The following is a 21,872-nucleotide window of genomic DNA, read 5'->3' on the forward strand; positions in this document are numbered from 1 at the left end:
GTGCCGGCGTGGCCGACGGCGTCGCGGCCTGCGCCGACGTGCCGGCCGCCCCGCTTGCCTGCGCATGAGCGAGCCGCGGTGCAACGAACCCGTCGACTGCCGCGACGGACATCAACATGCTTGCCGCCAGCGCGGCCAGTGAACGCTTCGTCATACCCCACTCCAGTTCTTTCGGTGAACTTAATACTTAAGTTCGATACGGTTTTCCCCGACCCGGCGCGTGCCGGGCCGCCCACTGCATCAATTCAGATTGAACGAGAACGGCACCTGGACCCGTACCGGCTGGCCCTGCGCGACGCACTTGAACCGTTTCACGGTGTTGTAGGCGGCGCGATCGAGGATCGGATCGGCGGACTGCGCCACGCGCTCGTTCGTGATGTTCCCTTCCGCATCCACGACGAATTCGATCGTCACGTCGCCCGTGATGTTGTTTTCCTGCGCTTCCTTCGGGTACTGGATCGCTGCGCGCAGCGTGTCGGAATTCGGGCAGACGACGCCTACGTCATGGCTGACCGGCTTGGCCGGCGCCGGAGCGGGCGCCACGACCGGCGCCTGCACGGCCGGCGCGGAAGGAACCGGGGCCGACTGGTGCGTGATCGTCGCCTGCGGCGGCGCCTGCACCGGCACTTCCGGCGGCGGGACGAACGGCGGTGGCGGCGGCGCGAATTTCGGCGGCGGGAGCTTGACGACGGGCATCGGCGGCGGCGGCGGCGGCTTGACCGGCTCGATGATGCGGGTTTCGATCGGATGCTGGATCACCTGCACGACTTTCGTCGCGAGGCCGTTGAGCAATGCGTAGATCAGCACTGCATGCAGTACCAGGACGATTCCGATGCCGCCGAACCGGCGCACCGGATTCTGCTGCTTCTTGCCGAACTCTCGCGGACGCCCCAGCGTAGCCAGTCCGCTGTTCGAAGTAGCCAGACCTTCTTCGACTTTCATGCCCACCATGCATCCCCCAAGCGATTCGCCCAGTTTCGGGTTGCTGCCGGTGGCGAAGCCAGGTCGGCATCGCCACCGCATCAACCCGAATATTTCATTTCAAATTCAATTTGCAATCCGAATTGAAAGAATCACACTCGAATTCCAATTCATTCTTTTTCAAGGAATCGATCCGGCCGGCTCGGCCCGGTGTCACACCGGGAATCCACGCGCCCGCACGGTCAGGCAATTGTCAGCTGTGCTGGCGTAACCCGGCATTCCGTATGACGATGCGCCGTTCGTTACGCGGTGATGTCAATGACGCCGTTCACTTGGGTGCAGAAGATAGCAAGGAAAAAATTTTGCCGTCAAACTTTATTTGATGTCCGAATACAAAGTTTGGAGGATTTATTCAAGTAATATTCTGGTAAGCAGAAATCCACCTTTTATTATTGAAACGGTAATTGATTTGTATGGGTATATTCGAAATCGAATGTTGAATCATTTCGACATATATATCCGTATATTCCCCCCCGCCGCACCAAAATGGTTCACCCCTGAAGCGACGTGCAAGGCTTATCCCTTCATGTCGCCAATGCCGACATCGGTCGTCCAGTGCCGCCGCTCACCCTCCTCTAGTCGCCGACACCGCTCCCGGGACACATCGAGAGCACGAATGGCCCGCCTCATAATTGATCTGTAATCCGATACAAACAGAAGAAGGACCTTCATAACATGAAAGTCCACTAAACCACTTCGGATATCGAATTAACTGTGGAGGATGACACGCGAAGTCCCGGCGCACGAACACGTCGCCCACACTTCGGCACGCACACGTGCGCACCAGCCCCGCGCGTCACCGCACGCGCCGCGCAATCACGACTGCATACCCTGCATCTTGTGCGAAAAATGCGCGCGCTCGGCCGTCTCCATCAGCATCAGGAATTCGTCCTGAGTCATGTGGATCAGCGCTTCGTGGTCGCCGGCCTCGAAATAAACATCCGGCTGCTGCGCGAGGCGTTCCTCGAGGAACGTCTTCATCCCGTACGCCATGCAGACCGGCGGCAGCGCGCCCATGTCGCAATCCTTGAACAGTTCGCGCAGTTCGACCTCCCGGGCGAGCACGAGATGGCGCCCCGTCTTCACCCAGAGATCCGACAGGCGCACGGCGTGCGTCGTCGGCAATACGGCGGCGACGTAGCCCTCGTCGTCCTCGAGGAGCACGGTTTTCGCGAGGCGATCGCCGGGAATATGCGCGGCGGCGGCCGTCTCCATGCTCGTATGGCTATAGGGGTGGTACACGACTTCGTACCGCGATGACTTCTGGCGCAGGCAATCCTGCAGGGTGGCAGATACAGGCATGGCACACCTCGTCTGGGCGAATCGGGCGAACGGAGTTCGCTCCGGATTTGTTCAGCATAGCTCGCATTCGGGCCAATGGAAATCGCTGCCTCGCCCCTTCCTCATTCGGGCTCCAGCTCCGGTTCCAACCCCTTTTCGCGCAGCCATTCGCGGTTGAAAAGCCGCGCGCGATAAATGTCGCCGCGATCGCACAGCAAGGTCACGATCGTGTGCCCCGGGCCCATCCGGCGGGCCAGCCAAACCGCCGCCGCGACGTTGATGCCGCTCGATCCGCCAACGTACAGCCCTTCTTCGCGCAGCAGCCGGTAGACCATCTTCACGCACTGCGCATCGTCGATCCGCACGGCGTCATCGATCGGCGCACCGGCGAGATTCGCGGTGACGCGCGTCGAGCCGATGCCTTCTGTGATCGAGTTGCCTTCGGCGCCGAGATCGCCCGTTTTCACGTAACCGTAGAGCCCACTGCCGTGGGGATCGGCCAGCACGATCCGGACCTCCGGATTCTGCTCCTTCAGGTAGCGGCTCACGCCTGCCAGCGTGCCGCCCGTGCCGGTCGCGCAGACGAACGCATCGACCGTGCCCGCCGTGTCGCGCCAGATTTCCGGCCCGGTCGTCTCGTAGTGTGCCTGCCGGTTGACGACGTTGTCGAACTGGTTGGCCCATACTGCGTTGTCGAGTTCGTCCGCGAGCCGCCCGGCAATCTTCTGATAGTTGTTCGGGTCGCGGTACGGCGCCGCCGGCACCGGGCGCACGTCGGCGCCGAGCGTGCGCAGGATCGCCATCTTGTCCGGCGATTGCGTGTCGGGAATCACGATCACGCAGCGATAACCGCGCGCCGCGCAGATATGCGCAAGACCGATACCCGTGTTGCCCGCCGTGCCCTCGACGACGGTGCCGCCCGGCTTCAGCGCGCCACGCTGCTCGGCGTCGCGGATGATGTAGAGCGCCGCGCGATCCTTCACCGAGCCGCCCGGATTCATGAATTCCGCCTTGCCGAGGATCTCGCAGCCCGTTTCCGCGCTGAGCTTCGCCAGCCGGATCAACGGTGTGCGACCCACACAGTCGACGAAGCCCTGTCGCACGTCCATGTCCCCCTCCTTTGCATTCGCGCTCGCGGCACCCTACACAACGAAGGATAGGACGCGCCCGCCGCTTTCGGCGCCGCCCGCCGCGTACTAAGCTTGGAGAGCCCATTGCGGCGCGCGCCGCATCGCCAGACGAGGTCCGCCATGCTGCAATTGCAAACCGTCGCCGTCGACAAGCCCGAGGCCATGAATTTCATCCTCGGCCAGTCGCATTTCATCAAGTCCGTCGAGGACATCCACGAGACGCTGGTCGGCACCGTGCCCGGCATCCGTTTCGGGCTCGCGTTCTGCGAGGCATCGGGCAAGCGGCTCGTGCGCCGTTCCGGCACCGATGCGGAGCTCGTCGAACTCGCGTGCCGCAACGCCAGCGCAATCGGCGCCGGGCACGCTTTCATCGTGTTCCTCGGCGACGGTTTCTATCCGGTCAACGTGCTCAATGCGATCAAGGCTGTGCCGGAGGTCTGCCGGATCTACTGCGCGACCGCGAACCCGACCGACGTGATCGTCGCGGAAACCGCGCAAGGACGCGGGATCGTCGGCGTCGTCGACGGCTTTCCGCCGCTCGGCATCGAGAACGACGACGACGTGCGCTGGCGCAAGGATCTGCTGCGCACGATCGGATACAAGGCATAGCGTGGGCCGCCGGGACGGATGGGTCATGATCGCGTCGCTTCTGCCGGGGCCTGCCCTGCAGACGCTGCGTCATCATTGGACGGACCTTCGTGTCTCGGCTTTGTCGAACGAGATGCAAAAGCCCATGCATCAGCGGCGCGTTCGCGGCGGCAATCTCGGGGCGCAGGACAACCAGACCGTTAGTTGCATTTTAGAGGGCGGGAATACGCTTCCGCTTGCATCGCGCTGCCGCCGCCCGGCTGTCCTATACTGGCCGCAGCAGACCGACCGACGGCCGCGCCGACACACCGGCCACAGCCGCCGACTCTTCCCGGAGCAACGCATGCATTACCAGCTGATTTACGAACTCGTCGACGATTACCTGTCCCGTCGCGAACCGTTCCGCGCGCAGCACCTCGCGCTCGCACAGGCCGCGACCGAGCGCGGTGAGCTCATGCTTGCCGGCGCGTTGGCGGACCCGGCCGACCAGGCCGTGCTCGTGTTCGAAGGCGATTCGCCGGAAGCGGCCGAGTCGTTCGCGCGCGCCGATCCGTACGTGCAGAACGGCCTCGTGAAATCCTGGCGCGTGCGCCCGTGGCGCGTCGTGGTCGGCAAGCACGCGCCGCGCTAGACGCGCGTGGCTACAGCCACCCTGCCCGCTTGAAGCGCCACCACAGCGCGAGATCGGCCGCGACCATCACCGCAATGCAGCCGTAGAAGCCGTATTTCAGGTGCAGCTCCGGCATGTTCGCGAAGTTCATCCCGTAGATGCCGGCAATCATCGTCGGAATGGCGAACAGCGCGGCGAACGAGCCGAGCCGCTTGGTCACCTCGTTCTCGGCGAGCGAGATCATTCCGAGGTTGACCTGGATCGCCGTCACGACCATCTCGCGCCGCCCTTCGATCGTCTTCACGATCCGCTGCAGATGGTCGTACACGTCGCGGAAGTAATGCTCCATCCCGCTGCATATCTGCGGGATGCGTCCGCCCGTGAGCTTCGCGAGCGGCTCGATCAGCGGCGCCGTGTGCTGATGCAGCATCACGAGGCGGCGCTTCAGCGAATAGAGATCCTCGATGATCGCGCGCGACGACGCGGGCGTGGCCTTCGTGAAGATGCGGTCCTCGAGTTCCTCGAGCTCGGCGCCGAGCGTTTCGAGGATCGGGAAATAGCGGTCGACGACCTGGTCCATCAGCGCGTAGAACACGAACGCCGAGCCTTCCTGCAGCAGATGCGGCTCGCGCTCGCAGCGCTTGCGCACGTCGCGGAAGTCCTGCTCGGTGCGGTTGCGGATCGACAGCACATAGTTCGGGCCGACGAACACGTTCAGCTCGCCGACGTTGAGTTCGCCGTCGCCGTCGAGCTCGACCATATGCAGCACCGCGAACAGCGAATCGCCGTACTCCTCGATCTTCGGCCGCTGATGTCCCTTGCGGGCATCCTCGAGCGCGAGCTCGTGCAGCCCGAACTCCTCGCCCATCAGGTCGATTTCGTCGGGCGTCGGATCCTTCAGCGCGACCCACACGAAGCATTCGGGCTTCGACACGTAGTCGCTGATGGCGTCGATATCGATGTCGGCCAGCTTGCGGCCGTCCTGGTATGCAGCACAGTTGATCAGCATGTTGTCTGTGATGTTGCGGTTTACGCATCAGTTTACCGCTTTGCTGCACGGTCGGCCCGGCTTGCGCGGCACACCGATATTGGTCATGATCGGGCTGCGTGCACCGCAGCACGCGCACCAACGCACTTCGGCACGTACGCCGCACGGCCGTGCGGCCCAACCGTCAAGGAGGCAGACCCATGTGGTATTTCTCGTGGATACTCGGCATCGGCGTGGCACTCGGCTTCGGCATCATCAACGCGATGTGGCTGGAAGCGGAAGTGTTCTCGCGCGGCGACAAGCGCAGCGACACGTCGAGCCAGGGGTCGGGGAGCAAATATTCGTGACGCACCTGGTGTTCTTCTGCGGTCACGCCGGCACCGGCAAGACCACGCTCGCGAAGCGGCTCATCCGGCCGCTGATGCGCGCGACCGGCGAAGCTTTCTGCCTGCTCGACAAGGACACGCTGTACGGCCGCTACAGCTCGGCCGCGATGGGCGCGCTCACCGACGATCCGAACGACCGCGACAGCCCGCTCTACCTGAAGCATCTGCGCGATCCCGAATACCACGGCCTGCTCGACACGGCCCGTGAAAATCTTGCGCTCGGCATCAGCGCGATCGTCGTCGGCCCGCTGTCGCGCGAAGTGCGCGACCGGCGCATCCTCGACCGCGCGTGGCTCGGCATCGCGCCCGACGTCACGCTGACGGTCGTCTGGGTCCACACGTCGGAAGACGTCGCGCACGCGCGGATCGTCGCGCGCGGCAACCCGAACGACGCGTACAAGCTCGCGCACTGGGACGAATACCGGCAGCGCCGCTTCGTACCGACCGGCCACGAATGCGACGGCATCGTGATGTTCGACAACACCGCGCCGTCCGACGCGGACGTCGACGCATTGCTGTACCGCATCGTGCCGCCCGCGCCCGCCGCGACGATCGTCCCGCCGCTGCCGGCCTGACCGGCACCGGCGCCCTTCTCTCTCCCTCAAAAAAACAACGCCGGAAGCGCTGCTGCGCTACCGGCGTCGTACGGCCCTCGTGCCTGAAACTGGCGGGTGGTCAGGCCACCGCGTGCACGCGCTCCATCGTGCCGCCTTCGTACAGCTTGCCGAAACGGTTCGACAGGAACGCCTTCAGCGATACCTTTTCCTGCGGGATGAAACCGCTCTGCGGCAACTTCTTCTCGCGGAACAGATCCAGCACCGCGCACATCGCGCCGGCCGTCGTGATCTGGATCGCGCTCATGTGCATCCCGCACACGTCCTTTGCGAAGATCTTGCGCGTGAACACGTCCTGCACGAGCTGGCCGTCCTTCACGCCCGTCACCGTGACGAACACGAGCACGACGTCCTGCTTCGTCGACGGCACCGCGCGGCGCATGATCGACTTCAGCGTGTCGCGGTCGGTCGACAGGCGCAGGTCCTCGAGCAGGAACTGAATGAGCTCGCGGTGGCCCGGGTAGCGCACCGACTTGTAGTCGAGCGTCTCGACCTTGCCCGACAGCGTCTCGCACAGCGTGCCCAGGCCGCCCGACGTGTTGAACGCTTCGTATTCGGTGCCGTCGAGCGAGAAGTGCTCGAGGCCTTCGAGCGGCTGCACCCACTGCTTGCGGCCGTCGCGGATCGCTTCGCACGGCTGGCAGTATTCGTTGATCAGGCCGTCGACGCTCCACGTCAGGTTGTACTTCAGCGCGTTGGTCGGATACTCGGGCAGCGCGCCGACGCGCATCTTCACGTCGCGCACTTCGCTGAAGCCGTTCACGAGTTCATGCGCGGCGATGCCGATGAAGCCCGGCGCGAGGCCGCATTGCGGCATGAACGCGCGGTCCGAACCGTCGGCCAGTTCGCGGATCGCGTGGGTCGCGCGCACGTCTTCGGTCAGGTCGAAGTAATGGACGCCGGCAGCCTTCGCGGCGGCGGCGACGTTGACCGCGAGGTAATAAGGCAGCGCGTTGACGAGCGCATCGAAGCCCTTCACTGCTTCGCGAATCGCGTTCGCGTCGGCTGAATCGACCCGTTGCGTCGCTATGCCTTCGCGCGACAGCTTTGCGAGCGCATCCGCATCGCGGTCGAACGCGACGACTTCGTAATCGCCCGTTTCACGCAGCATGTGAGCAATGGTGTGGCCGATCAGACCTGCGCCGACGATGGCGATTTTCATGCGCTTATCTCCTGATGATGGGTTGGTGTTGTGGACGGCGTTGAGCCATGAACACAGTTTAGGGACGCTCAAAATCAGTTCCAAGACGAAGAATGATGCGAAACGACCGATAATTTCGACGAAATAACGAGTCATTTCGTCTAAACGACCAAATCATCTAAAAATCGCGTATAGCTCGTGCCGCAAGCGGACCGTTACGGCCTGCGTTCTCGAAGGCGGAAAGAAGGAGGAACGACGCGCGCGCTCGTCATGCGCGGAAATGCGCAAGAGAATGCGGCATGGATGCGTCGAACGACGCGTGGAAACGGCCGTCCGCGCCCCTGCGGAACATCGGGCACGGCGGTGTCAAATATGTGGAGGCTCGTGCACTCGGCGCGCACGAATGTGCCCGTGGATCAGGCAGATATCTGTGCGGAATACTCGACTGCGACATCCAATGCGATGTCGCGAGGTGCGCATCAGCCGCCGATCGTCCCGCGATCGATCTTGCGCGAAAGAATGATCGACGTCGTCGTGCGTTCGACGCCTTCGAGCGTGCCGATCTGGTCGAGGAGGTCGTTGAGCCGTTCGGGCGAATCGGCGCGCAGCCACGCGACGTAGTCGTACTCGCCGCTCACCGCACACAGCAACTGCACTTCGGGCATCCGGTCGAGCTTGCGCAACACATCCTTGCCGAACTTCGGCGTGAGGATGATGCCGACATACGCGTAAATGCTCGCGTCGAGCACGTCCTGCCCGAGCCGGACGCTGTAGCCGGCGATCACGTTGGTGCGTTCGAGCCGCGCGATGCGTGCGACGACCGTCGTGCGCGCGACGTCGAGCTGGCGCGCGAGATCCGCGACGCTTGCGCGCGCATCGGCTTGCAGCAGCGCGACGAGCTGCCGGTCGAGATCGTCGAGTTGGTCGAGACGGGGTGGACGCATGAGGCCGGGCCGGCGTGCGACGCGCCGGCTAAGTGGAAGGTGACGCGATGATAGCGCCGAACGCCGGTACGCCCAAACGGCATCGCGCGCCGTCATGCGGTCTCGCTGCCTTGTTCGTGCACAACGACCGCATCCGGATCGCGCTTGCCGCTCACTTGCCGCTCACTTGCCGAGCCCGTCGCCGGTACGTGCCGGACCATCGCCAGCCCCGCGCCGATCCGCTATGTCCCTTTCAGTTTCGATTCGTATCGGATGTAAGCAAGTGTCGCTTTCACTACCGCGCTGCATGCAACGTGCTACTAATACCGTGCGACGCGAGATGCGTGCTTGCGGCAATTGCCGCCGCGCCCGCTCGCAAGACACCACCCCGGAGAGCCAACCATGAAGAAAATCTCGCTCACCCTCGCTACGCTCGCCGTTGCAGCCAGCGCGTTCGCGCAAACCCCGGCGCAGCCGCAAGCGCCCGCTCCGGCCACGACGGCTGCGGCCGCAGCATCGGCCCCGAGCGCCGAGCAGCGCGCGGCGCGCCACGAAGCGCGCGTCGAGCAGCGCATCAAGTACCTGCACGACCAGTTGAAGATCACGTCGGCGCAGGAACCGCAATGGAAGACGTTCGCCGACACGATGCGCGACAACGGCGAAACGATGGGCCGCCTCTATCGCGACCGGATGGCCAAGCACGACGTCTCCGCGCTCGACGACATGAAGCAGTATGCGGAATTGTCGCAGGCGAACGCCGACGGCGCGAAGAAGCTCTCCGACGCATTCGCGCCGCTCTACGCGAGCTTCCCGGCCGAGCAGAAGGCGCTGGCCGACACGACGTTCCGCAGCTGGCTGAACCATGGCGGCGAGCACCGCGGCAAGGGCAAGACGATGGGCAAGGAAGGCAAGGCGGCAGCCGCGCCGGCCGCAAGCGCACCCGCGCAACCCTGACGCCCTCCCCGCCGGCGATCGGCGCGCGTCACACGGCGCGCCGAATTCGGGATAAGCTCCCGGCTTTTCCCGCACTTCCTCGCCATGCTCGAACTCAAGCACATCGATCTGCGTACCGACCCGCAGGCCCGTCGCGTCGTCAAGGACGAAACCGTCGCCGTTTCATTCGCACACGCCGACGGCGAACTGATGAGCCTCGAAGGCCCGAACCGCTATGTCGCGGGCGACGCGTTGATCACGGGCTCGACCGGCGACCGCTGGGTCGTGTCGCGCGCGCGCTTCGACGCCAAATACCTGCCCGCCGATCCGGCACTCGCGCACGGCGCGCCGGGCGCCTACCGTAACCGGCCGGCCGTCGTGCTCGCACGCCGGATGGACGAGCCGTTTACGATCGCCCGCTCGGAAAACGGCGACACGCTGCGCGGCGTCGCCGGCGACTGGGTCATGCAGTACGCACCCGGCGACTACGGCGTCGTGCAGGCGCAGCGCTTCGCGCAGGTCTACCGCGACGCGTAATCCGCCGCGCCGGCATGAAGCCGGCGTGCATGCTCACGCAAAGTCTTCGTCGAGTTCGAGTTCCGCGTTGCGCTCGACGGCCTCACCGGCCGCGTGTCGCTCCTCGAGCGACCCGAGCATCGCTTCCGTATAGGCATGCAGCACCGCATGGCTGCGCGCGCGCTGCATCGGCTTGAGCGCGAGATAACGCGCGAGCGCGGCCGGCACGATGCGGATATCGAGCGTCATCCGCTTCGGCGTCGCGCCGAAACGCATCGCGAGCCAGTGCACGGACAGGAACCGCCCGCGCTCGTCGCCGCTTTCGGCGAAGCGCGTCTGCTCCGGAAAGAGATCGCAGATCACGCGCGCGAGCGCGTCGAATTCGGCGCTCCGGCATTCGATCAGATAGTCGTCCATCCCGTCTCTCCCGTCAGGCAGCCGTACGCGGCGGCCGGCACGTCTTCACCATCACGACGACCAGGATCGCGGCCAGCACGAAATACGCGGCCTCGACCCATGCGGCCGGCAGCACGCGCACCTGGTACAGCAGCGCCGGCGCCGCGGCGAGCGCATGCAGCACGATCGCGAGCGGCAACACGCCCGCACGGCCGGCGCGCACGCCGCGCCAGACCAGCACCGACAGCGCAAGCTGCAGCACGAACGCCGCGCAGCGTTCGAGCAGCAACAGCAGGATCGACTGCACCGACAGCGTCGCGAGCATCACGTGCAGCCGCACGACGGTATCGCCCGGCAGGTCGGAAAGCTGCGTCTCGAGCTGGCCGCGGCTTGCCAGCCACGCGAGATACGACCACTGGCCCCATACGAGCACGCCGACGAACCACGCTTCGGCGCCGCCGTGGCCGATCCCGTAGCCGATCGCGCGACCGTCGCCGGCCGACGTGCCGTAGCGCCGGTTCAGGAAACGCATCCCGAGATAACGGCCGACTTCCTCGAATACGGCGGTCGCGAGCGCGCTGTACGCGACGAACGCGAGCGGCTGCGTCAGCCAGCCATCCGCCGGCGTCTGGCTCAGCACGAGCCCGTGGAACGCGCGTTCGACGATCATCGCGAACAGCGTGAAGACGGCGACGCCGACGATCGTGTCGCGGCGGTTGAGCGCAAGCGGCTTGCGCACGATACGGAAGAGGACGAGCGGCAGCAGCGCGATGATCAGCGTGGCGGCAATCAGCACCGCCAGCGTGACGGGAGCGACAGTCATGTATTTCCTTGTTCGGGGCAGCGCACCTGACGCGCTGCGTGCCCCGCATGATACTCAGCTTGCGGTCGACGCGCGCGCAATCAGCTCGCCCGGCAGCATCGCGACGCGCACGTCGCCCGCTGCGCCGTCGATCCGCTCGTGCACGAATTCGACGGCCTTGTAGCCGATTTCGTAGGTCGGCTGACGGATCGTCGTGATGCCGATCAGCTCGGCCCATTCCGGATCGTCGATCGACAGCAGCGCGGCCTTCTGCTGCCACGCGGCGCCGAAACGCGCGCGCAGGTGGCGCGCGATCGCGAGCGCGACCGGCGCGTTCGCGGCGAACAGCGCCGCGCGCACGCCGCGCCGCGTTGCGTCGTCGATGCGCGTATCGAGGTCGGCGAGCGCCGCCGCGGCCGCATCCGGCTCGTTCAGGTCGAGCACGACCGTCGACGGCACCGGCAGCCCGCGCGCGCCCAGCGCCGTGCGGAACGCGGCCTCGCGCAGGCGCCGCGAGCTGACGTGCTCGAACGGCTGCACGACGAAATGGATCGCGTCGAAGCCGTGCTCGATCAGGTGCGCGAGCGCCGTCTCGATCGCATCGACGTTGTCGAGGCCGATCAGGTCGGCCTCGAAACCCTCGACGGTCCGGTCGACGAGCACGGCCGGGATGCCAGCGCCGCGCAGCGGGCGCAGCGCGTCCTCTTCGGCGCCGAGTGCGTTGACGATCAGCCCTTCGACACGGTAGGTCGTGAGCAGCTGCAGGAAGCGGCGCTCCATCTCGACCTCGTTCGCCGCGTGACAGATGAGCGGCATGTAGCCGAGCGCGTGGCACGCGGCCTCGACGCCCTGCAGCACTTCAACGGTATAAGGATTGGTCAGGTCGGCCGCGAGCATGCCGAGCAGCCGGTTGCGGCCGCGCTTGAGCCCGCGCGCCATCTGGTTCGGCCGGTAGTTGAGGCGCGCGATCGCGGCCTCGATCCGCTGACGCAGATCGACGGACAGCACATGCGTTTCGCCGTTCAGGTAGCGCGAAACGCTGGTCTTGCCCGTGCCGGCCTCGCGTGCGACATCGCTGATCGTCGCCGGACGCGGCGTGGAAGGATGCGAATCGGTCACTGTCGTGCCTCGCGACGTACGATCCGTGCCGCTTCGTGAGCGGACGGACCTTTGTTGTTGGAAACGTAAGCCACCCGGCGGACTCCTCTGTCGACCAGCGTTAGCGCTTCAGCGCTTACGCTGGTCCCATGCTTCGCGGTCGACCAGCGTCAGCCCTTCAGCGCTTACGTTGATCCCATGCTTCGCGGTCGATCGGCGCCGGCGCATCGGCGCCCGCTCCAGTCACGTGCAAAAGCAGTCGGCCGCACCGGACCTGGCGCGGATGCCCGTCGCCGAACGCCGCCGGCAGCGTTGCCGGGCCGTCGATGCGACAAGCGGGCGATCATAACGCAGCCAGCCCTCCGGCACCAAGACCGTCGACTCTAACGGCGCCGGCACCCCGCCGGCCGGCTGTCTTCCCGTTACCCGGCGCGGCTCAGGCCCGCGCGAGCGCGTCCGGATTGACGAGATTCGCGCGCAGCGTGCCGGCCAGCGCGCCGACCAGGTTTTCCGCGGCGCAGCGCGCCATCGCGTGGCGCGTCTCGTGCGTCGCCGAACCGATATGCGGCAGCGCGACGACATTCTTCATCTGCAACAGCGGCGAATCCGCCGGCAGCGGCTCCTTCTCGAACACGTCGAGCCCCGCGCCACGGATCGTGCCCGCGCGCAGCGCGTCGACCAGCGCGGCTTCGTCGACGACCGGCCCGCGCGACGCGTTGATCAGGATCGCGCCGCGCTTCATCTTCGCGAATTCGGCCGCGCCGATCAGGTGGTGCGTTTCCGGCGACAGCGGCACCTGCACGCACACGAAATCCGACTGCGCGAGCAGTTCGTCGAGCGTCACGCGCCGCGCGCCGTACTGCGTCTCGGCTTCGGCATGCGCGGACCGATTCGCGTACAGCACCTGCATCCGGAAGCCGAGCGCCGCGCGACGCGCGACCGCGCCGCCGATCCGCCCGAGCCCGACGATGCCGAGCGTCTTGCCCTGCACGTCGGTGCCGTACAGGTCCGGGCCGATGCTGCGATGCCAGTGGCCGGCCTTCACCCACTCGGCCAGCTCGACCACGCGCCGTGCGGACGCCAGGATCAGCGAAAACACCGTATCGGCGGTCGACTCGGTCAGCACGTCCGGCGTATGCGCGAGCACGATCCCGCGCCGCGTGAGATCCGCGACGTCGAAGTTGTCGTAGCCGACCGAGATCGTCGACCAGGCCTTCAGCCGCGGTGCGCGGTCGAGCATCTGCGGCGTGACCTTCAGGCTCGCGCCGATCGCGCCGTCCGCGCTGCCGAGCGCATCGGCGAGCACGTCGGCGCCGTCTGCCTGCACGACGTCCGCATGCTCGCGCAGGTACGCGAGAACGTCATCGGGCAGCGGCTTGTAGGCGACGATACGAGGCTTCATCGGTTTCATTTTCCTTGCAGCGGCGCGGCGAGCGGATGCGCATCGCGCGCCTGGGGTTTGACGGACAGCGTGAGGATCACCGCGGCGACGAGCGCGGCGCTCATGAACGCGTACGACGCGACGGGCGACCCGGTCGCCCCGTTCAGGTAGCCGACGAAGTACGAGCCGACGAACGAACCGAGCGCGCCCATGCTGTTGATCAGCGCCATCGCGCCGCCGGCGACGTTCTTCGGCAGCAGCTCCGGCACGATCGCGAAGAACGGGCCGTACGGCGCGTACATCGCGGCGCCCGCGACGACCAGCAGCGCATACGAGATCCAGAAATGCGACGAGCCGAGCGCGTACGACGCGGCGAACGCGGCTGCGCCGATCAGCAGGAACGGCCATACGAAGCCGCGGCGCGAGCCGACCTTGTCGGACGCCCACGATGCGGCAAGCATCGCGATCGTCGCCGCGAGATACGGCAGCGCGGACAGCCAGCCGGTCGCGACCATCCCGAGGTCGGAGCCGTTCTTGACGATCGACGGCAGCCACAGCACGAAGCCGTACACGCCGATGCTCCAGCAGAAATACTGCGCGCACAGCTTGATCACGGCCGGCGAGCGGAACGCCTCGCCATAGTTGCGCACGGGCTTGATCGCCGCCTGCTCGGCCGCGAGCGCGGCGTCGAGGTCGCGTTTTTCCTGCGCGGTGAGCCACGGCGAATCGGCCGGCTTGTCCTGCACGAGGAACCACCAGCACACGGCCCAGAGGACGGCGGGCACGCCTTCGGCGATGAACATATGGCGCCAGCCGAATTCGTGCACGAGATAGCCCGACACGATCGACATCCACAGCACGGTGACCGGATTGCCGAGGATCAGGAACGTGTTCGCGCGCGAGCGTTCGTTCTTCGTGAACCAGTTGCTGATGTAGATCAGCATCGCCGGCATCACGGCCGCCTCGACGACGCCGAGCACGAAGCGGATCGCCATCAGCGACGGGATGTTGCTGACCACGCCGGTGAGCGCCGCGCAGCCGCCCCACAGCACGAGGCTGACGAACACGAGCTTCTTCACGCTGCGGCGCTCCGCATAGATCGCGCCGGGAATCTGGAAGAAGAAGTAGCCGAGGAAGAACAGCGCGCCGATCAGCGACGACAGGCCCTTGCTGATGCCGAGGTCCTGGTTGATGCCGGCCGCCGCCGCGAACCCGTAGTTCGCGCGGTCGAGGTAGGCGAGGCTGTACGTGATGAACACGATCGGCATGATCGTCCACCAGCGTCGGGCTGCGAGATTGGTTGCCATCAGAATGTCTCCTTTGTTGACCGGGCTGACGCCTCAGCGCTTCGCGGCCGGAACCGGTGCGTCAGCACCGCTCCGGCCGCCTGCTTTGCCGTCCGGTCTCACGCAAAGCGGTGCTTGACGCACAAAATGAATCCGCGGATTGTGCCGTGTTCGGCCTCTCATTGCGCGGTGACGGTTTCCTCTAAGCGATCGGCGCGATTGCTGACATTTTCGAGCCGGTCGAGTGCTTCGCGCGTCGGCAAGCCTTCCGAATCGCCGATCACCTGGATCGCGAGCGCGCCGATCCGGTTGCCGCGCGCGACGGCCTGTTCGACGCTGCGGCCTTCCAGCAGCGCGCTGACCACACCGACCGCGAAGCCGTCGCCGGCGCCGACCGTGTCGACGACGCGTTCGACGCGCTCGCCCGCGACCGTGCCTTCGCGGCCGTCGGCCGTCCGGAAGTACGCGCCCTGCTCGCCGAGCTTGATCACGACGCCGCGCGCGCCCTGTGCGAGATAGAAGCCCGCGATGTCGGCCGGCGTGTCGTGCCCGGTGAGCTGCCGCCCTTCGGCGAGGCCCGGCAGCACCCAGTCGGCGAGCGTAGCCAACGCGTTCAGCGTCTTCGCCATCATGTCGGCGGACGGCCACAGCGTCGGGCGCAGGTTCGGGTCGAACGAGATCGTCTTGCCGGCCGCGCGCATCTCGCGCGCGAGCCGGAACGCGAGCTCGCACGACGTCGCGGAGATCGCCGGCGCGACACCCGTCAGGTGCAGGTGGCGCGCACCGAGCACATAGTCGGCCACGTAATCGTCGCACGACAGGTGGCTTGCGGCCGAGCCCTTGCGGAAATATTCGACGGTCGGGTCGCTGCCGTCGTCGTTGCGCGACTTCAGCTGGAAACCGGTCGGGTAACGCGAATCGACGGTCACGCATGATGCGTCGATGCCTTCGCGTGCGAGTGTGTCGAGCACGTAGCCGCCGAACGAATCGCGGCCGATGCGGCTCATCCAGCCGACCCGGAAGCCGAGCCGCGACAGGCCGATCGCGACGTTCAGGTCGGCGCCCGCGATCCGCTTCGTGAATTGCGCCGCATGCGCGAGATGGCCGGGCTCGGTCGCGACGAACATCGCCATCGCCTCGCCGTAGGTCACGACATCGAGTGCTGCTTTCATGAGTGAACTCCTCAGGATTCTTCTGCCGTCACGCCGTTGCAAGCCACGCGACGCGCCGGCATGCATCGCCCGCCAGGTCGGCCGCGTCGAACGGAAACTCGATGCCGCGCGGCGCATGCTGCGGCAGCACCGCGAGCACGCCGGTCACGAGCGGGTCGTTCGGCGCCGGCGCGGCCGCGAAACGGCGCGCGCCCTCGCCGACGACCGCCTTGCAATGAATGTATTCCACATGCGGCGCGAGCATCTGCGCGCAGTCGAGCGGCACTTCGCCCGGCCACTGCCAGTTGCCGATGTCGAACGTCATCCCGAGCGCATCGGGCATGCCCGCCGCGGCCAGCGCGTCGAACAGCCCGCGGAACTGCGCGAGCGCGCCGCCGACCGGAAGCTGGCCGTTCTCGACCACCACCCGGGCACGCGCGCCGCGCGACAGCGCGACGATGTCGGCCGCGTGCGCATCGCCGGCGAAGCCGCCGAGCTGGAATTTCACGAAACGCGCGCCGAGCGCGTCGGCTTCCGCGAGCGCGTCGCGCAATGCGTCGGCGTCGAGCGCGCCCGTTTCCGTGTACAGCGAGGCCGGCGTCGAATAGACCGACCACAGCCCGTGGCCGGCCAGTTGCGCGCCGAGCGCGGCCAGCGCGCCGGGCGTCGCGTCGTCGTCCGACGCGAACAACTCGCGCCTTACCTCGAAGCCCGTCGCACCGGATGCCGCCGCGGTCGCGACGAATGCGCTGTGGCCCTCCTGGCGCACACGGTCCATCCCGAATGCGCTCGCCACAATCACGATGTCTGCCATTTTGCCCTTTTTTACCGGAATGGAACCGGTTCCATTTGCTTGAGACGGATGGTGCGCTTCGCTTCGGACACACGCCATAGAGGAAATCCCTAAGACCGGATGCCACGCTAACGCGCGCCCGACGGCGTGCATCGTGTGGCCCCGGATCGGCTTCGGCCACCTATGCGAGATCCTTTGCGAGACTCATTTCGAGGAACTGCGCGGCGACCCGCGACGGCGCGCCGCCATGCGGCACGAGAATCGAGAAATGGCGCGTGAGCGGCACGGGCGCGAGCGAGCGCAACACGAGCGCCGCATCCTGGTGACGCAGCGACATCGCGGACACGAACCCGACGCCCATCCCGGCACGCACGGCCTCCTTCACCGCTTCGACGCCCGCGATCTCGAACGCCACGCGCATCGGCGCGCCACCGTGCGCGAACGCGCGCTCGACGAGCTGCCGCACGCCGGAGCCTTCCTCGCGCAACACGAGCGGATGGGCAGCGAGCGCATCGAGCGTCACGCCCGCATCGTAGCCGCGCGCGGCCAGCGGATGGCCGGCCGGCACGATCGCGACGATCTCGTCCTCGTGCCACGCATGCACGGCCGTGCCGGACGGCAGCGCCTCGCCGGGCGGCCCTTCGATCATCGCGATGTCGAGCGACGGCAGCGCGGCGACCACGTCGGCCGTATTGCCGCTCATCGTCTGGATCGTCACGCGCGGCGCAAGCGGCTGGAACGCCGCGATCAGGTACGGCAGCAGATAGCTCGCCGGCGTCGTGCTCGCGCCGATGCGCAGCGTGCCGGCCTCGAGGCCGCGCACCGCGTCGCGAAACGCGCGCGCCTGCGCAAACGTGTCGCGCTGCGCCTTCGCGTATTGCGCGAGCTGTTCGCCGACCGGCGTCAGCCGGATGCCGCGGCCGTCGCGCTGGTACAGCGGCTCGCCGAATTCGTCCTGCAGCAGCCGCAACTGGCCCGACACGGCCGGCTGCGACAGGTGCAGCGCCACGGCGGCATGGCTGATGTTCAGGTGCTCGGCGACGGCTGCGAACGTTATCAGTTGATCCGGGGTCATGGGGATGAATTATCGGCTTTCCGGATAGTTTACGTCACAAATCACAATTTTTCATATCGATATAACAAAATTAGGATTGCAGCATCGCAACACGCTCAATGACGGTGCGCCATGTCCACTGCCCCGACTCCCCATCTCAGCCACGCCGCGCCGTCGATGCGCGGCCAGTTGAACGGCGTGCTGTTCGTCGCGCTGTTCGCCGCCGCCGTCACGAGCCTGTCCGAGCTCCCCGCGATCGCGGGGCTCGGCCTGTCGCCGCTGATCGTCGGCATCGTCGCCGGCGCGCTGTACGGCAATGCGCTGCGCGACGGCATGCCGGCCAGCTGGGCAGCCGGCGTCAATTTCTCCGCGCGCAAGCTGCTGCGCATCGCGGTCGCGTTCTTCGGGTTGCGCGTGAGCCTGCAGGAAATCGCGCAGGTCGGCCTGCCGGGCCTGACGGTCTCGGTGCTGGTCGTCGTCAGCACGCTCGTGATCGGCACCTGGGCCGGCATGAAGCTGATGAAGCTCGACCGCGACGCGGCGCTGCTGACCGCCGCCGGCAGCGCGATCTGCGGCGCGGCCGCCGTGCTCGCGTTCGAGTCGACGCTGCAGTCGAAGCCGCACCAGAGCGCGATGGCCGTGGGCAGCGTCGTGCTGTTCGGCACGCTGTCGATGTTCCTGTACCCGATCGCGTATCACGCCGGGGTGCTGAACCTCGATCCGGCCGGCCTCGGCCTGTTCTTCGGCGGCACGATCCACGAGGTCGCGCAGGTGGTCGGCGCAGCCAGCGACATCAGCCCGCAGGTCGCGCACATCGCGACGATCGTCAAGATGACGCGCGTGATGCTGCTGGTCCCGGTGCTGCTCGTGCTCGGCTGGTGGCTCGCCCGCTCGGCCCGCGCGACGGCCGGCGGTGCGCAAGGCAAGCGCAAGGTGGCCGTGCCCTGGTTCGCGCTCGGCTTCCTCGGCTTCGTGATCGTCAATTCGCTGAACGTGCTGCCCACCGACGTCACGCATACGCTGAACGTGCTCGATACCTTCGCGCTGACGATGGCGATGACCGCGCTCGGCATCGAGACGCGCGTGTCGCAGATCCGCGCAGCCGGCCCTCGTGCACTGGTAACCGGCCTGATCCTGTACGTGTGGCTGATCGCCGGCGGCTACGGGATCACCCGGGCCGTGCAGCACTGGCTTGGCTGAGCCGCCCGTCCGCAACACTTCGCGCGCCGCGCCCGACGGGATGGTCCCGCGGGCGCGGCGCGGTGCTATGCTTCGCGTCGTTTTCCATCGCCCCCTTTCAGCCGTGCTCTCGTTCCTGCTGAAGCTGCGCACTCGCGCCGAAACGCTGTTCCGCCTGTCGGACGCCCATACGATGCTGATCTGGTCGGCCATCGTCGGCGTCGGCGGCGCCTTCGCCACCATGGCGTTCCGCGAAGGCATCGACCTGATGCAGCACCTGATCTCCGGGCACAGCGGCAGCTTCGTCCAGATGGCGAAGAGCCTGCCGTGGTACGTGCGGTTCTGGATGCCGGCCGCGGGCGGCTTCCTCGCCGGCTGCGTGCTGCTGCTCGCGACACGCGGCGACAAGCCGTCCGGCAAGACCGACTACATGGAATCCGTCGCGCTCGGCAACGGCATCGTGCCCGTGCGGCAGAGCCTGTGGCGCAGCGTGTCGTCGCTGTTGACGATCGGCAGCGGCGGCTCGATCGGCCGCGAAGGCCCGATGGTGCAGCTCGCGGCGCTTGCCGCGTCGCTCGTCGGCCGCTTCGTGCACTTCGACCCGCCGCGCCTGCGCCTGCTGGTCGCGTGCGGGGCAGCGGCCGGCATCACGTCCGCGTACAACGCGCCGATCGCCGGCGCGTTCTTCGTGTCGGAGATCGTGCTCGGCACGATCGCGATGGAGAGCTTCGGGCCGATGGTCGTCGCGTCGGTCGTCGCGAACATCGTGATGCGCGAATTCGCCGGCTACCGGCCGCCGTACGAAATGCCGGTGTTTCCGGCCGTCACGGGCCCCGAGGTGCTGCCGTTCGTCGTGCTCGGCGCGCTGTGCGGCGTGCTCGCGCCGCAGTTCCTGCACCTGCTCGACGCGTCGAAGAACCAGTTCAAGCGGCTGCCCGTGCCGCTGCCCCTGCGGCTCGCGCTCGGCGGCCTCGTCGTCGGCGTGATCTCGGTGTGGATTCCGGACGTATGGGGCAACGGCTACAGCGTCGTGAACCACATCCTTCATTCGCCGTGGACCTGGCAGGCGCTCGTCGCGGTACTCGTGTTCAAGGTGATCGCGACCGCCGCGACCGCCGGCTCGGGTGCGATCGGCGGCGTCTTCACGCCGACGCTGTTCGTCGGCGCGGTGTTCGGTTCGTTGTTCGGGCTCGCGATGCAAGCACTGTGGCCCGGCCATACGTCGGCGTATTTCGCGTATGCGATCGTCGGGATGGGCGCGTTCATGGCGGGCGCCACGCAGGCGCCGCTGATGGCGATCCTGATGATCTTCGAGATGACGCTGAGCTATCAGGTCGTGCTGCCGTTGCTGGTGTCGTGCGTGTTCGCGTACTTCGTCGCACGCGCGACGGGCACGACGTCGATGTACGAGATCACGCTGCACCACTACCAGGACGCGCAGGAACGGCTGCGGCTGCGCACCACGCAGATGCGCGAGCTGATCCAGCCCGCGCAGACGGTCGTGCCGCTCACCGCGAGCGTCGCCGACATGACGCGCGTGTTTCTCGAATATCCGGTGAAGTATCTGTACGTGACCGACGACGCCGGGCGCTTCCGCGGCGCGGTCGCGCTGAAGGACATCACGTCCGACCTGCTCGACAAGCGCGACACGTCCGACAAGACGGCCGCGCATTATGCGCATACGCCGTTTCCGCTCCTCACGCCCGACATGCCGCTTGCCACCGCGCTCGAACGCTTCATGGCGTTCCAGGGCGAACGGCTGCCGGTGATCGAAAGCGAAGCCGAGCCGACGCTCGCGGGCGTCGTCTACAAGACGTCGCTGCTCGACGCGTACCGGCGGATGACGGGCGAGCGCTGATGCGCATGGTGCGGCTCGGGCCTCACCGCGCCGCACCACTTCATCGCATCCGGCCTGCCACGGGTGAACACGACGCCCGCGAACCCGCTTCCCCGTCAGTCCGGCGCGCGCCCCAGCACGACCCGCGCGAAGAACCCGGCGAGCACCGCTTCGGCCGAGTCGGCCGACACGTGCTGTGGATCGGCCGTATAAAACGACTGCACGCCGTCGCACAGGCACATCAGGCCGAACGCGAGCGTCTCGGCCGGCAACAGCAGCGGCGTGCCCGCACGCTCGGCGAAGCGCTGGATGAATTCGGCCATCTGCAGCCGCTTGCCGTGCAGGAACTGGTTGAAGCGCACGCGAAACTTCGCGTCGCGCGCCGCCTGCAGCTTCGCCTCGCCCCACAGCAGCGAATATTCGTCGTCGCGAAACAGCGTCCGGTAGTACGCGAGCGCCATCGACTCCATCTGCTCGCGCGGACCGCCTTCCTCGAAGATCGCTTCGAAATCGGCCCGCACCGAATCATGGTCGCGCGCGAGCAGTTCGAGCAGCAGGTCCGACTTGCTGCGGAAATTCGAGTAGAACGCACCGCGCGTAAAGCCGGCCGCGGCCGCGATGTCCTCGACGCTCGCGGCCACATAGCCTTTCTTCAGAAAAATACGATGCGCGGCTTTCAGCAGACGTTCGCGCGTCTGGTCCCTGCTCTGCTCGCGAGTTAAGCGCTGTGGTTTCATGGCGCGCAGTCTAGCACCACTCCCCTTTCGGATTCATCTTTGCATTCAGATACAGGTGTGTATTAGA

23 protein-coding genes are annotated in these 21,872 nt (G+C 66.6%); 8 read left to right on the forward strand and 15 right to left on the reverse strand.

The features are described 5' to 3' along the window. Nucleotides 1-240: 240 nt before the first annotated feature. From ACPUER_RS13245 to ACPUER_RS13255, 3 genes are all read right to left on the reverse strand, one after another. Nucleotides 241-942 (reverse strand): energy transducer TonB, encoded by a 702-nt coding sequence (locus tag ACPUER_RS13245; protein ID WP_425131324.1) that lies wholly within the window; start codon nt 940-942, stop codon nt 241-243. An 855-nt stretch (nt 943-1,797) separates the two neighbouring features. Beyond that, entirely contained in the window at nt 1,798-2,283 is a 486-nt protein-coding gene (locus ACPUER_RS13250; RefSeq protein WP_047900737.1) for an aminoacyl-tRNA deacylase, read from the reverse strand. A 101-nt stretch (nt 2,284-2,384) separates the two neighbouring features. After that, complete coding sequence (locus tag ACPUER_RS13255) at nt 2,385-3,371, reverse strand: cysteine synthase A (RefSeq protein WP_175961352.1); 987 nt, start codon at nt 3,369-3,371, stop codon at nt 2,385-2,387. Between the two features lie 141 nt (nt 3,372-3,512). On the opposite strand from ACPUER_RS13255, the gene ACPUER_RS13260 reads away from it, so the two are divergent. Together ACPUER_RS13260 and ACPUER_RS13265 are read left to right on the forward strand one after the other, a co-directional pair. Next, a complete protein-coding gene (locus tag ACPUER_RS13260) occupies nt 3,513-4,001 on the forward strand; it encodes an adenosine-specific kinase (protein ID WP_175961351.1) in 489 nt (162 codons plus the stop codon). Between the two features lie 322 nt (nt 4,002-4,323). Further along, a complete protein-coding gene (locus ACPUER_RS13265) occupies nt 4,324-4,611 on the forward strand; it encodes a YciI-like protein (RefSeq protein ID WP_310143080.1) in 288 nt (95 codons plus the stop codon). 10 nt (nt 4,612-4,621) lie between these two features. Here the strand turns inward: ACPUER_RS13265 and corA are convergent, their stop codons facing one another. After that, nucleotides 4,622-5,599 carry a magnesium/cobalt transporter CorA gene (gene corA, locus ACPUER_RS13270; RefSeq protein WP_175961349.1) on the reverse strand — a complete coding sequence of 326 codons (978 nt, stop codon included), beginning with the start codon at nt 5,597-5,599 and terminating at the stop codon, nt 4,622-4,624. Between the two features lie 179 nt (nt 5,600-5,778). On the opposite strand from corA, the gene cydX reads away from it, so the two are divergent. Both cydX and ACPUER_RS13280 read left to right on the forward strand, forming a co-directional pair. Next, on the forward strand, nt 5,779-5,925 hold the full coding sequence (gene cydX / locus ACPUER_RS13275; RefSeq protein ID WP_034181373.1) for a cytochrome bd-I oxidase subunit CydX: 147 nt from the start codon (nt 5,779-5,781) through the stop codon (nt 5,923-5,925). Further along, the gene (locus ACPUER_RS13280) at nt 5,922-6,539 is read left to right on the forward strand and encodes an ATP-binding protein (protein ID WP_310143083.1); all 618 of its coding nucleotides are present in this window, start codon (nt 5,922-5,924) and stop codon (nt 6,537-6,539) included. The genes cydX and ACPUER_RS13280 overlap by 4 nt, the downstream gene beginning before the upstream one ends. 100 nt (nt 6,540-6,639) lie before the next feature. Here the strand turns inward: ACPUER_RS13280 and ACPUER_RS13285 are convergent, their stop codons facing one another. Further along, nucleotides 6,640-7,740: a saccharopine dehydrogenase family protein gene (locus ACPUER_RS13285; protein ID WP_175961347.1), complete on the reverse strand. Its 1,101-nt coding sequence runs from the start codon at nt 7,738-7,740 to the stop codon at nt 6,640-6,642. A gap of 458 nt (nt 7,741-8,198) precedes the next feature. Further along, nucleotides 8,199-8,663 (reverse strand): Lrp/AsnC family transcriptional regulator, encoded by a 465-nt coding sequence (locus ACPUER_RS13290; RefSeq protein WP_006481526.1) that lies wholly within the window; start codon nt 8,661-8,663, stop codon nt 8,199-8,201. A gap of 381 nt (nt 8,664-9,044) precedes the next feature. Here ACPUER_RS13290 and ACPUER_RS13295 point away from each other — a divergent pair, with 381 nt between their 5' ends. Both ACPUER_RS13295 and ACPUER_RS13300 read left to right on the forward strand, forming a co-directional pair. Then, nucleotides 9,045-9,596: a Spy/CpxP family protein refolding chaperone gene (locus tag ACPUER_RS13295; protein WP_310143090.1), complete on the forward strand. Its 552-nt coding sequence runs from the start codon at nt 9,045-9,047 to the stop codon at nt 9,594-9,596. Nucleotides 9,597-9,680: 84 nt separating this feature from the next. Then, nucleotides 9,681-10,112 carry a PGDYG domain-containing protein gene (locus ACPUER_RS13300; protein WP_072441226.1) on the forward strand — a complete coding sequence of 144 codons (432 nt, stop codon included), beginning with the start codon at nt 9,681-9,683 and terminating at the stop codon, nt 10,110-10,112. 33 nt (nt 10,113-10,145) lie between these two features. Here ACPUER_RS13300 and ACPUER_RS13305 read toward each other — a convergent pair whose 3' ends face one another. From ACPUER_RS13305 to ACPUER_RS13340, 8 genes are all read right to left on the reverse strand, one after another. Further along, nucleotides 10,146-10,508, reverse strand: a complete 363-nt coding sequence (locus tag ACPUER_RS13305) for a DUF3022 domain-containing protein (protein ID WP_175961345.1) — start codon at nt 10,506-10,508, stop codon at nt 10,146-10,148. Nucleotides 10,509-10,521: 13 nt separating this feature from the next. Continuing rightward, nucleotides 10,522-11,310 (reverse strand): YhfC family intramembrane metalloprotease, encoded by a 789-nt coding sequence (locus tag ACPUER_RS13310; RefSeq protein ID WP_425131325.1) that lies wholly within the window; start codon nt 11,308-11,310, stop codon nt 10,522-10,524. A gap of 54 nt (nt 11,311-11,364) precedes the next feature. Further along, nucleotides 11,365-12,408, reverse strand: coding sequence for a LacI family DNA-binding transcriptional regulator (locus tag ACPUER_RS13315; protein WP_425131326.1), 1,044 nt, complete (start codon nt 12,406-12,408; stop codon nt 11,365-11,367). 415 nt (nt 12,409-12,823) lie between these two features. Next, entirely contained in the window at nt 12,824-13,789 is a 966-nt protein-coding gene (locus ACPUER_RS13320; protein ID WP_425131327.1) for a 2-hydroxyacid dehydrogenase, read from the reverse strand. Between the two features lie 5 nt (nt 13,790-13,794). Next, nucleotides 13,795-15,075, reverse strand: coding sequence for an MFS transporter (locus ACPUER_RS13325; protein WP_175961341.1), 1,281 nt, complete (start codon nt 15,073-15,075; stop codon nt 13,795-13,797). 158 nt (nt 15,076-15,233) lie between these two features. Further along, the gene (locus tag ACPUER_RS13330; protein WP_425131328.1) at nt 15,234-16,226 is read right to left on the reverse strand and encodes a sugar kinase; all 993 of its coding nucleotides are present in this window, start codon (nt 16,224-16,226) and stop codon (nt 15,234-15,236) included. Nucleotides 16,227-16,254: 28 nt separating this feature from the next. Next, a complete protein-coding gene (locus ACPUER_RS13335; RefSeq protein ID WP_425131329.1) occupies nt 16,255-17,019 on the reverse strand; it encodes a sugar phosphate isomerase/epimerase in 765 nt (254 codons plus the stop codon). A gap of 160 nt (nt 17,020-17,179) precedes the next feature. Further along, nucleotides 17,180-18,073, reverse strand: coding sequence for a LysR family transcriptional regulator (locus ACPUER_RS13340; protein WP_425131330.1), 894 nt, complete (start codon nt 18,071-18,073; stop codon nt 17,180-17,182). A 111-nt stretch (nt 18,074-18,184) separates the two neighbouring features. Here ACPUER_RS13340 and ACPUER_RS13345 point away from each other — a divergent pair, with 111 nt between their 5' ends. Continuing rightward, nucleotides 18,185-19,252: a YeiH family protein gene (locus ACPUER_RS13345; RefSeq protein WP_425131331.1), complete on the forward strand. Its 1,068-nt coding sequence runs from the start codon at nt 18,185-18,187 to the stop codon at nt 19,250-19,252. 103 nt (nt 19,253-19,355) lie between these two features. Next, complete coding sequence (locus ACPUER_RS13350) at nt 19,356-21,089, forward strand: ClcB-like voltage-gated chloride channel protein (RefSeq protein ID WP_425131375.1); 1,734 nt, start codon at nt 19,356-19,358, stop codon at nt 21,087-21,089. Between the two features lie 95 nt (nt 21,090-21,184). Here the strand turns inward: ACPUER_RS13350 and ACPUER_RS13355 are convergent, their stop codons facing one another. Beyond that, nucleotides 21,185-21,805, reverse strand: a complete 621-nt coding sequence (locus ACPUER_RS13355; RefSeq protein ID WP_425131332.1) for a TetR/AcrR family transcriptional regulator — start codon at nt 21,803-21,805, stop codon at nt 21,185-21,187. Nucleotides 21,806-21,872: the final 67 nt, after the last annotated feature.

Origin of the sequence: Burkholderia sp. DN3021, assembly GCF_049805555.1 — a bacterium.
Lineage (GTDB): Bacteria > Pseudomonadota > Gammaproteobacteria > Burkholderiales > Burkholderiaceae > Burkholderia > Burkholderia pyrrocinia_C.

Excerpts from the sequence above, each read along its gene's own strand:
- ACPUER_RS13345 (WP_425131331.1), top strand. The coding sequence starts at position 18,185 with ATGTCCACTGCCCCGACTCCCCATCTCAGCCACGCCGCGCCGTCGATG.
- ACPUER_RS13330 (WP_425131328.1), bottom strand. The coding sequence starts at position 16,226 with ATGAAAGCAGCACTCGATGTCGTGACCTACGGCGAGGCGATGGCGATG.
- ACPUER_RS13245 (WP_425131324.1), bottom strand. The coding sequence starts at position 942 with ATGAAAGTCGAAGAAGGTCTGGCTACTTCGAACAGCGGACTGGCTACG.
- ACPUER_RS13340 (WP_425131330.1), bottom strand. The coding sequence starts at position 18,073 with ATGACCCCGGATCAACTGATAACGTTCGCAGCCGTCGCCGAGCACCTG.
- ACPUER_RS13285 (WP_175961347.1), bottom strand. The coding sequence starts at position 7,740 with ATGAAAATCGCCATCGTCGGCGCAGGTCTGATCGGCCACACCATTGCT.
- ACPUER_RS13295 (WP_310143090.1), top strand. The coding sequence starts at position 9,045 with ATGAAGAAAATCTCGCTCACCCTCGCTACGCTCGCCGTTGCAGCCAGC.
- ACPUER_RS13300 (WP_072441226.1), top strand. The coding sequence starts at position 9,681 with ATGCTCGAACTCAAGCACATCGATCTGCGTACCGACCCGCAGGCCCGT.
- ACPUER_RS13290 (WP_006481526.1), bottom strand. The coding sequence starts at position 8,663 with ATGCGTCCACCCCGTCTCGACCAACTCGACGATCTCGACCGGCAGCTC.
- ACPUER_RS13250 (WP_047900737.1), bottom strand. The coding sequence starts at position 2,283 with ATGCCTGTATCTGCCACCCTGCAGGATTGCCTGCGCCAGAAGTCATCG.
- ACPUER_RS13305 (WP_175961345.1), bottom strand. The coding sequence starts at position 10,508 with ATGGACGACTATCTGATCGAATGCCGGAGCGCCGAATTCGACGCGCTC.
- ACPUER_RS13335 (WP_425131329.1), bottom strand. The coding sequence starts at position 17,019 with ATGGCAGACATCGTGATTGTGGCGAGCGCATTCGGGATGGACCGTGTG.
- cydX (WP_034181373.1), top strand. The coding sequence starts at position 5,779 with ATGTGGTATTTCTCGTGGATACTCGGCATCGGCGTGGCACTCGGCTTC.
- ACPUER_RS13355 (WP_425131332.1), bottom strand. The coding sequence starts at position 21,805 with ATGAAACCACAGCGCTTAACTCGCGAGCAGAGCAGGGACCAGACGCGC.
- ACPUER_RS13310 (WP_425131325.1), bottom strand. The coding sequence starts at position 11,310 with ATGACTGTCGCTCCCGTCACGCTGGCGGTGCTGATTGCCGCCACGCTG.
- ACPUER_RS13320 (WP_425131327.1), bottom strand. The coding sequence starts at position 13,789 with ATGAAGCCTCGTATCGTCGCCTACAAGCCGCTGCCCGATGACGTTCTC.
- ACPUER_RS13255 (WP_175961352.1), bottom strand. The coding sequence starts at position 3,371 with ATGGACGTGCGACAGGGCTTCGTCGACTGTGTGGGTCGCACACCGTTG.
- ACPUER_RS13265 (WP_310143080.1), top strand. The coding sequence starts at position 4,324 with ATGCATTACCAGCTGATTTACGAACTCGTCGACGATTACCTGTCCCGT.
- ACPUER_RS13260 (WP_175961351.1), top strand. The coding sequence starts at position 3,513 with ATGCTGCAATTGCAAACCGTCGCCGTCGACAAGCCCGAGGCCATGAAT.
- corA (WP_175961349.1), bottom strand. The coding sequence starts at position 5,599 with ATGCTGATCAACTGTGCTGCATACCAGGACGGCCGCAAGCTGGCCGAC.
- ACPUER_RS13325 (WP_175961341.1), bottom strand. The coding sequence starts at position 15,075 with ATGGCAACCAATCTCGCAGCCCGACGCTGGTGGACGATCATGCCGATC.